This is a genomic window from Haliscomenobacter sp. (assembly GCF_033763495.1).
Classification (GTDB): Bacteria; Bacteroidota; Bacteroidia; order Chitinophagales; family Saprospiraceae; genus Haliscomenobacter.
In genome coordinates this window covers 1-6,642 of sequence record NZ_JANRKL010000047.1, presented here as the reverse complement: position 1 = coordinate 6,642, position 6,642 = coordinate 1, and the positions used below count along the sequence as shown (strand labels likewise).

The 6,642-nt window shown below is 46.4% G+C and carries 6 protein-coding genes; 2 read left to right on the top strand and 4 right to left on the bottom strand.

Annotated elements, in window-relative coordinates; translation table 11 throughout:
- Positions 1 to 238: 238 nt before the first annotated feature.
- From SFV55_RS05740 to SFV55_RS05730, 3 genes are all read right to left on the bottom strand, one after another.
- Positions 239 to 709: a hypothetical protein gene (locus tag SFV55_RS05740; RefSeq protein WP_320028515.1), complete on the bottom strand. Its 471-nt coding sequence runs from the start codon at positions 707 to 709 to the stop codon at positions 239 to 241.
- A gap of 51 nt (positions 710 to 760) precedes the next feature.
- The gene (locus tag SFV55_RS05735) at positions 761 to 1,117 is read right to left on the bottom strand and encodes a DUF5615 family PIN-like protein (RefSeq protein ID WP_320028514.1); all 357 of its coding nucleotides are present in this window, start codon (positions 1,115 to 1,117) and stop codon (positions 761 to 763) included.
- A 159-nt stretch (positions 1,118 to 1,276) separates the two neighbouring features.
- Complete coding sequence (locus SFV55_RS05730; protein ID WP_320028513.1) at positions 1,277 to 1,516, bottom strand: DUF433 domain-containing protein; 240 nt, start codon at positions 1,514 to 1,516, stop codon at positions 1,277 to 1,279.
- A 266-nt stretch (positions 1,517 to 1,782) separates the two neighbouring features.
- Here SFV55_RS05730 and SFV55_RS05725 point away from each other — a divergent pair, with 266 nt between their 5' ends.
- Both SFV55_RS05725 and SFV55_RS05720 read left to right on the top strand, forming a co-directional pair.
- Positions 1,783 to 2,604: a glycerophosphodiester phosphodiesterase family protein gene (locus SFV55_RS05725; RefSeq protein WP_320028512.1), complete on the top strand. Its 822-nt coding sequence runs from the start codon at positions 1,783 to 1,785 to the stop codon at positions 2,602 to 2,604.
- 116 nt (positions 2,605 to 2,720) lie between these two features.
- Positions 2,721 to 3,188 (top strand): DUF1572 domain-containing protein, encoded by a 468-nt coding sequence (locus SFV55_RS05720; RefSeq protein WP_320028511.1) that lies wholly within the window; start codon positions 2,721 to 2,723, stop codon positions 3,186 to 3,188.
- A gap of 193 nt (positions 3,189 to 3,381) precedes the next feature.
- Here SFV55_RS05720 and SFV55_RS05715 read toward each other — a convergent pair whose 3' ends face one another.
- Positions 3,382 to 6,474: an efflux RND transporter permease subunit gene (locus SFV55_RS05715; protein WP_320028510.1), complete on the bottom strand. Its 3,093-nt coding sequence runs from the start codon at positions 6,472 to 6,474 to the stop codon at positions 3,382 to 3,384.
- Between the last annotated feature and the right edge of the window lie 168 nt (positions 6,475 to 6,642).

Genomic DNA, 6,642 nt, shown 5'->3' with positions numbered 1-6,642 from the left:
CCACTCCGAGTGGCTGATGAAGTGGTGCAGATTTTGATATTCGCTTTCGGGTATCCGTTCCGCCATTCGCTCGATGTTGCTTTTGCACTCGTGAAACAAGCCTTTCAAGTACTCCTGACAATGCCCCAAGACTGAACGTTTACCTCGGACAAAGTAGCTACCGTAGCAACTAACGTAGGATTCCAGTTTTTTTCAGTCATCTTTTTTTAGATTTAAACCCCATAAATTTACTATATTTCTAATCTGACAAAGTAGAATTAACCACTCTAGCCGTTGTAAACGTATCTATTAGACTAGTTTTCGAGATTACAATGATGACATAACCATTTGAATAGTTTTCACCAAAATAGTATTGTCTCGTATCGCGTAATTGCCTATTAGCATTTTTCAATACTCTTCTTAGCGGTTCTTCAAAATTATCATGCTTTCCTTCCCGGTTTTTCTCTGGTAGCCTTAATTCATACAACCCTGTTCCTTCTTCATTAACCTCAATAGGTTTGGGAAGAAAAGAGTGCAAAGAATCAATAATGCCTCCATTTTCAAAATAATCTTTCTCAATTACTTTAAGTTCTACGACTGTCTGTATATCTACATTTACATAGTCTGCATTCTTGAAATTTGGAGACTCACCAACATCTCGAGAAACTCGTGTGAATTGGATAGAATTCATAAAATAATCAAACTCGACTTCTAGTTGTTTTGATTGCATGATTTTCTGCTTCTCTCGATTACAACAATAAAATAACAAAGTCATCAACACTCATTCCACCAACTTCCTTAACCGTACATTCCCAGGCTGAATCACCGCAAAATATCCTTCCAATTTATCCAGATGATGTGAAATGAAATCAAAGACTTTTTGGGAGCGAGACTTTGAAGGCAACTCCTCCATACGTACTAAAATGATGCCCGAATGTACTTTTTGAAGTCGATAAACCAGTTCTCCGAAGTCTTTATCCCTGGTAATCAAAATTCGTTTTTCTGAGTTGGCCAATTCTAAGACAAACTCATCCTCAAGACTGCTTGCTGACTCAGCTACATAAAACACATCCCAATCATTTTGTCGAAGCAAAATGACCAAACTTCTATCCACACCTTCATCAGCTATGAATTTCATAATTTCTAGTCCATGTGTTTAAAAAATGGACATTACAAATTTCTGATTAATTTCAGATCGAAGTGATTTTCTGCGTACCAGTTCTTGTTTTTATCAATGGTAGGCGGAATGCCATCACCAGAGTGTCCACAATATTTTCGACTTTGTTTGCTAAAGTCCTCATGCCGCTGTAGGAATCAACAACTCGCCCTTAAGTGAAGAAACGGCAAAAGCCAAGGCTGCATAAATATGCTCTTTAATTAAGCGAGGATGCTCTTCGAGAATCATTTCAATAGACTCCCCATTAGCCAATTTTTCCAGAATCAACTCCACAGTCATACGGGTATTTTTGATCACTGGTTTGCCCAGCATCACTTTAGGGTTGATTTCGATGTATTGTTCAATCAAAGTTTGAGCCATCGTATGGTATCTTATTCATTCAAAAGTAGATTTTTTTGAGGGATTTTCCAAACCCTACTGTTAGTAAGGTGGATTGAGAAACCAGCTTCAAGTCCCTTCGCCTGGATAGCACTAAAATCAGCTATCAAAATTGGAACCCCAAAGCTTACTTTTTTGAGGAAGAAAAGTGAAAACTAGTACCTCATGAACCTTTGCCTTGAGCCAATAAAACCCCTACTTTTGCTCCAAGCCTCAATTACCCTATTTGAACCAAGCTACTCAAAACCATGAAAATCCATTTAGCCCTGTTGTGCACCATAAATTTGTGCAGCGCCTATTTTTTAAGGGGCCAAACTCCACATCTACCCTCTGCCAAACATCAGTTTACAGTCATAGCTCATCGGGGCAACCACGTCAATGCACCGGAAAACACCCTGCTGGCCTATGATGAAGCCATTCGGGTCGGTGCAGATTACATCGAAGTAGACATCCGTACAACCAAAGATGGCCAGCTGGTGGTGATGCACGATGGTACAGTAGACCGGACTACGCAGGGCCACGGAAAGGTTAGTGACCTGACCTTGTCGGAGTTTTCAGCCCTGCAAATTCGCGATGAACGTTTTCCGCAATTACCAGCCCTGCATCCTCCTACCTTAGAGGAAGTATTGCGCCTGGCCAAAGGACGTATTCATTTGTATCTGGACGATAAAGATTCGGAGCCCACTAAAGTCGCAGCTTTGCTCAAACAGTACCAAATGGATACTTGTGCTGTGGTATACACAAGTGTGCAAAAATGCAAAGCCTGGAAACAAGCCATGCCCGGTATTCCTACCATGCTTAGTTTGCCTAAACTGGTGAAAGATCGAGCCAGCCTTCAGCAATTTTTACAAACCTATCCGGTCGACATCTTAGATGGAGCTGTTGGCGGCTATACCCCTGAATTGGTGCAAGCAGCGGGTGAACTGGGCGCCTGGGTGTGGCCAGATATTCAAAACCCCGGCGAAAATCCTGCCCAGTGGGACATTTCGCTAAAAATGGGGATCCGGGCTTTGCAAAGTGATCATCCGGAGGCTTTGATTCAGTACTTACAATCGATCAAAATGCGCTAGGTAAGGCAGAAACCTAAAACAACTCGCTAAATAAAAAAATAGGGACACTAGTTCTTTAGCGATTTCCTCGATCTCAATTATCCGGGAAATATCCTTTCCACCCAAACCACCAAACCATGGAAAACACCCACCAACTAGCCAATCGCTTTCGGGAAGTCCTCCTGGATGGCAAGTGGATCGCCAACACCAATCTGCGGGATCAATTGGCTGACCTGACTTGGACCGAAGCCACGAAAAAAATCGGCACACTCAACACCATTGCGGCGTTGAGCTTCCACCTCAATTATTACATTGCTGGGGTGTTGCAGGTGCTTGAGGGTGGCGCTTTAGACATCCGGGACAAATACAGTTTTGACCTACCGCCCATCGAATCCGCTGAAGACTGGGATAAACTCTTGAGCACCTTATGGACCAACACCGAAAACTTTGCAACACAGGTCGAAATGATGAGCACTGAACAGTTGGATGGAGCCTTTGTAGACCCGAAATACGGAACTTACCGCCGAAACATAGAGGGCATGATCGAGCACTGTTATTACCATTTGGGGCAAATTGTGTTGCTCAAAAAAATGATCAGAGCTTAGTTTTTTGAATTACAAAGAACATAGCCAAAGCGACGCATTTATTAAGCACAAAGAAAAAAAAGAGGACACAGAGAACACAAAGTGAAGCGTTGTCAACGTCTAACTTTGTGTTCTCTGTGCCCTCTTTTTTTCCTTTGTGATAAAAATTATGTCGCTTTATGTTGCAAAAAAATAAGGAGAATCTTGTGGCTTTTTAAGCTACTAACTCCAAATCAGCCTCATCAATATCCTCAACCACCTTCTTCACCTCCACCTTTGGCGGCAACAACTTGTACAGCAGCGGCGTTACGATCCGGCTCAACAAAGTTGAACTGATCAAGCCTCCAATCAAAACCCAGGCCAGCGGCGAAATCAGCGGCGAATTCTCCAGTACCAGCGGAATCAAGCCTCCAATGGCGGTGATGGTCGTCAGCAGGATGGGCAAAAAGCGCGTTTCAGCGCCTTCGGTGATGGCCTGCTCCAGGGGCATGCCCTGTTCGCGCAATTGATTGGTATAGTCCACCAGTAGAATCGAGTTTTTGATCTCGATCCCCACCAGCGCAATCATTCCGATGGTGGCCACAAAGGACAAGGTTTCGCCAATCAGCCACAACATGGTCAAGGCTCCAATGATGCCCAGAGGAATCACCGACAATACAATAATGGTACTTTTGAAAGTCCGGAATTCGAGCACCAGAATCCCCAACAACCCAAAGATGGAAATGATGATGATGGTTTCGATTCCCCCAAAAGATTCCTCCGCACTTTCCCTTTCACCCCCCGCGGCATAGGTATAACCTTTGGGGAAGGGGTACTCGACTAGCTTGGCCAGAATTTCGTCGGTCAATTGGGCCGTATTGTAGCCCGTTTGGACAAAGCTGGTAATGCCCACATAACGCTCCTTGTTGAAGTGCCGCAATTGTGAAGGTGAAGCACCCAGTTCCAGTTTTGCGATCTGGTTCAAGGGTATCAGAGCCCCACTCTGTGAGGTGATGTAAATGCGGGAAAAGACCTCCAAGGCCTCTTGTTCGGTACGCGCTACCGATACTTTAATCGAATATTCTTCACCCTCGTTGGTGCGGAACTCGCTCACATCCAGACCCGCGATGCCCATGCGGATGGTACGGGCTACCTCGGCTACTGGAATGCCCAGAAGCCCCGATTTTTCCCGATTGATGATGACCTTGAGGTCGGTTTTTTGGGTTTGCAGTGGGTTGGTTACATAAACAGTTCCTTCAGTGCTTTTGACCATTTTTTCCACCACAAAAGCCAATTTGCGCAAAGTGTCCAGATTGTCCCCCAAAATCCGCATTTCGATGGGGGCAGCTACAGGAGCACCTTGCTGAAAACGGCGTACCTGGATTTTGGCCCCGGGAAATTGATCAAAGGCCAGCCGTAAACTATCCGTCAGGGCCACAATATCGGGCACTTGCATTTCGGACTCTACCTGCACAAAGAGTTGGGCGTAGTTGGGGGCCTGGTTGCGCTGAAACTCGTTGTAATACACCCGAGGGTTGCCTTTGCCTACGTTCGTGCTTACTGTGCGCACCCGCGAGTGCCGCCACAATTCCGCTTCCACTTTGCGGGCAATGCGATCCGTTTCTTTCAGACTGGTACCCAATGGTGCTTCAATATCCACGTTGAACATTGGTTTTTCCGATGCGGGGAACAAGCTGAAGCCAATGCTAGGCACCAACATCAAACTCCCCATAAAAATCAAACCCGTAAACAATAAGGTCAAAAACGGATGCCGGAAACCCCAGAGCAAAACCACCCGGTAAGGATCGTTCAAATAGCGTTTGAAGGCCCGCATGAAAAAATTACCTTCTGATTGCTCGTGCTGGCGCAACAATAGGCTCGATAAAAAGGGGATAATGGTAATGGCCACAAACAAAGAGGCAATCACCGTCAGCATCACCGCCATGGGCAAACTGCGGATGAACTCGCCCGAGCCTTCAGGCAAAAAAGCCAAGGGTAAAAAGGCCAGAATCAAGGTGGCGGTACAACCGATCACGGCTACGCCAATCTGTTTGGTCGCCAAAATCGCCGCATCCTTCCGACTATACCCCATGCGCAAAAAACGCTCGATGTTTTCCACAATCACAATGCTATCATCCACCAACAAACCTAGGGATACCACCAAGCCTACAATGCTCAACTGGTTGAGTGTGTAACCAAACAAATTGAGCATCGCCAAACCAATCGACAGGGACAAGGGTATTGAAATCATGACCACCAGGGAAGCGCGCCAGCCCAGGGGCACCAGGGTCAACATTACCAAAAATACGGCAATGGCAAAGTCGCGTCCCAGGCCTCCCAGACGGTGCTCCACATTCACAGCCTGGTCAAAGCCGGTGTCCAGCTTCATGTCGGCGGGTAATTCTTTGGCAAACTCCGCAACGACGGGTTTGATTTTTGCATCGGCCTGAATGATGTTTTTGCGGTCTTTCAACTTGGTGATCACCCAAATGGCCCTAGTACCATTGAAGCGGGCAATGTGGTCTTCGTCGGCTTCCCCATATTGTACATTGGCAATGTCGCGCAGGTAAACGACTCGCCCTTCGGCGGTACTTTGCACCACGACGTTGCGCAAGTCGTCCAGATTTTCGAGGCTGCTGGTGGTTTCGATGTTGAATTTTTTGGAACCTACATCTACGCTACCCCCGGGAATGTTGACGTTGTTGGCTTGAATGGCGCCTAATACCTGGTTCAAACCCAGGCGGTTTTGGGCCATTTTTTCCAGATTGACTTCCACTTCTACTTCCCGTTCGGGGTAGGCCTGGATTTCAATTTCCTTGAGGTCACGGATTTTTTCCAAACGTTTTTTCAACTCCTCCGCCTGGTCTTTCATGGATTCGAAAGAAGCAGTGGGCGAAGTGATGGCGGTTTGCAAAATAGCCACATCAGAAGAAGAGGCCCGGATGATGTCCAGCAGCAAAAGGTCATCGGGTAGGCTGCTGCGCAAGCGGTTCACTTCCCGGATGACGTCGTTGTTTTTGGCGTCCACGTCCACTCCGTAGGTGAATTCCAGTTGCAGGCGCAACAAACCATCGTCGCAGTCGGTGTTGATTTTTTTGATGTCTTCCAGTTCAGAAAGGGCATCCTCGATAGGGTCGGCCAGCAGCTCTTCGATGTCCTCCGGGCTTGCTCCGGGATACACGGCTAAGACCACAAAGATGGGGGCACCAAAAGGAGGATCTTCTCCCCTCGGCATATTGAACAGGGCGCTGAGTCCCAGCAACAGTACCATCACAAAGATGATGATGGTGAACTGGTAATTTTTGACGGAAAATTCGGCTATTTTCATCTTGGAAAAGTTCGGGTCATTTAGGGTTTATTGGATCACTTTGACTTTACTCCCATCCTCCAGATACGGTGCACCCGAGGTAACCACCTGGCTACCCGCAGTTAATCCAGCCGCGATGATGGCTTTGTTTTCAAAAATCTGGCCGATGCTCACTTCGGTACGTTTGAC

Excerpts from the sequence above, each read along its gene's own strand:
- SFV55_RS05740 (WP_320028515.1), bottom strand. The coding sequence starts at position 709 with ATGCAATCAAAACAACTAGAAGTCGAGTTTGATTATTTTATGAATTCT.
- SFV55_RS05735 (WP_320028514.1), bottom strand. The coding sequence starts at position 1,117 with ATGAAATTCATAGCTGATGAAGGTGTGGATAGAAGTTTGGTCATTTTG.
- SFV55_RS05730 (WP_320028513.1), bottom strand. The coding sequence starts at position 1,516 with ATGGCTCAAACTTTGATTGAACAATACATCGAAATCAACCCTAAAGTG.
- SFV55_RS05725 (WP_320028512.1), top strand. The coding sequence starts at position 1,783 with ATGAAAATCCATTTAGCCCTGTTGTGCACCATAAATTTGTGCAGCGCC.
- SFV55_RS05720 (WP_320028511.1), top strand. The coding sequence starts at position 2,721 with ATGGAAAACACCCACCAACTAGCCAATCGCTTTCGGGAAGTCCTCCTG.
- SFV55_RS05715 (WP_320028510.1), bottom strand. The coding sequence starts at position 6,474 with ATGAAAATAGCCGAATTTTCCGTCAAAAATTACCAGTTCACCATCATC.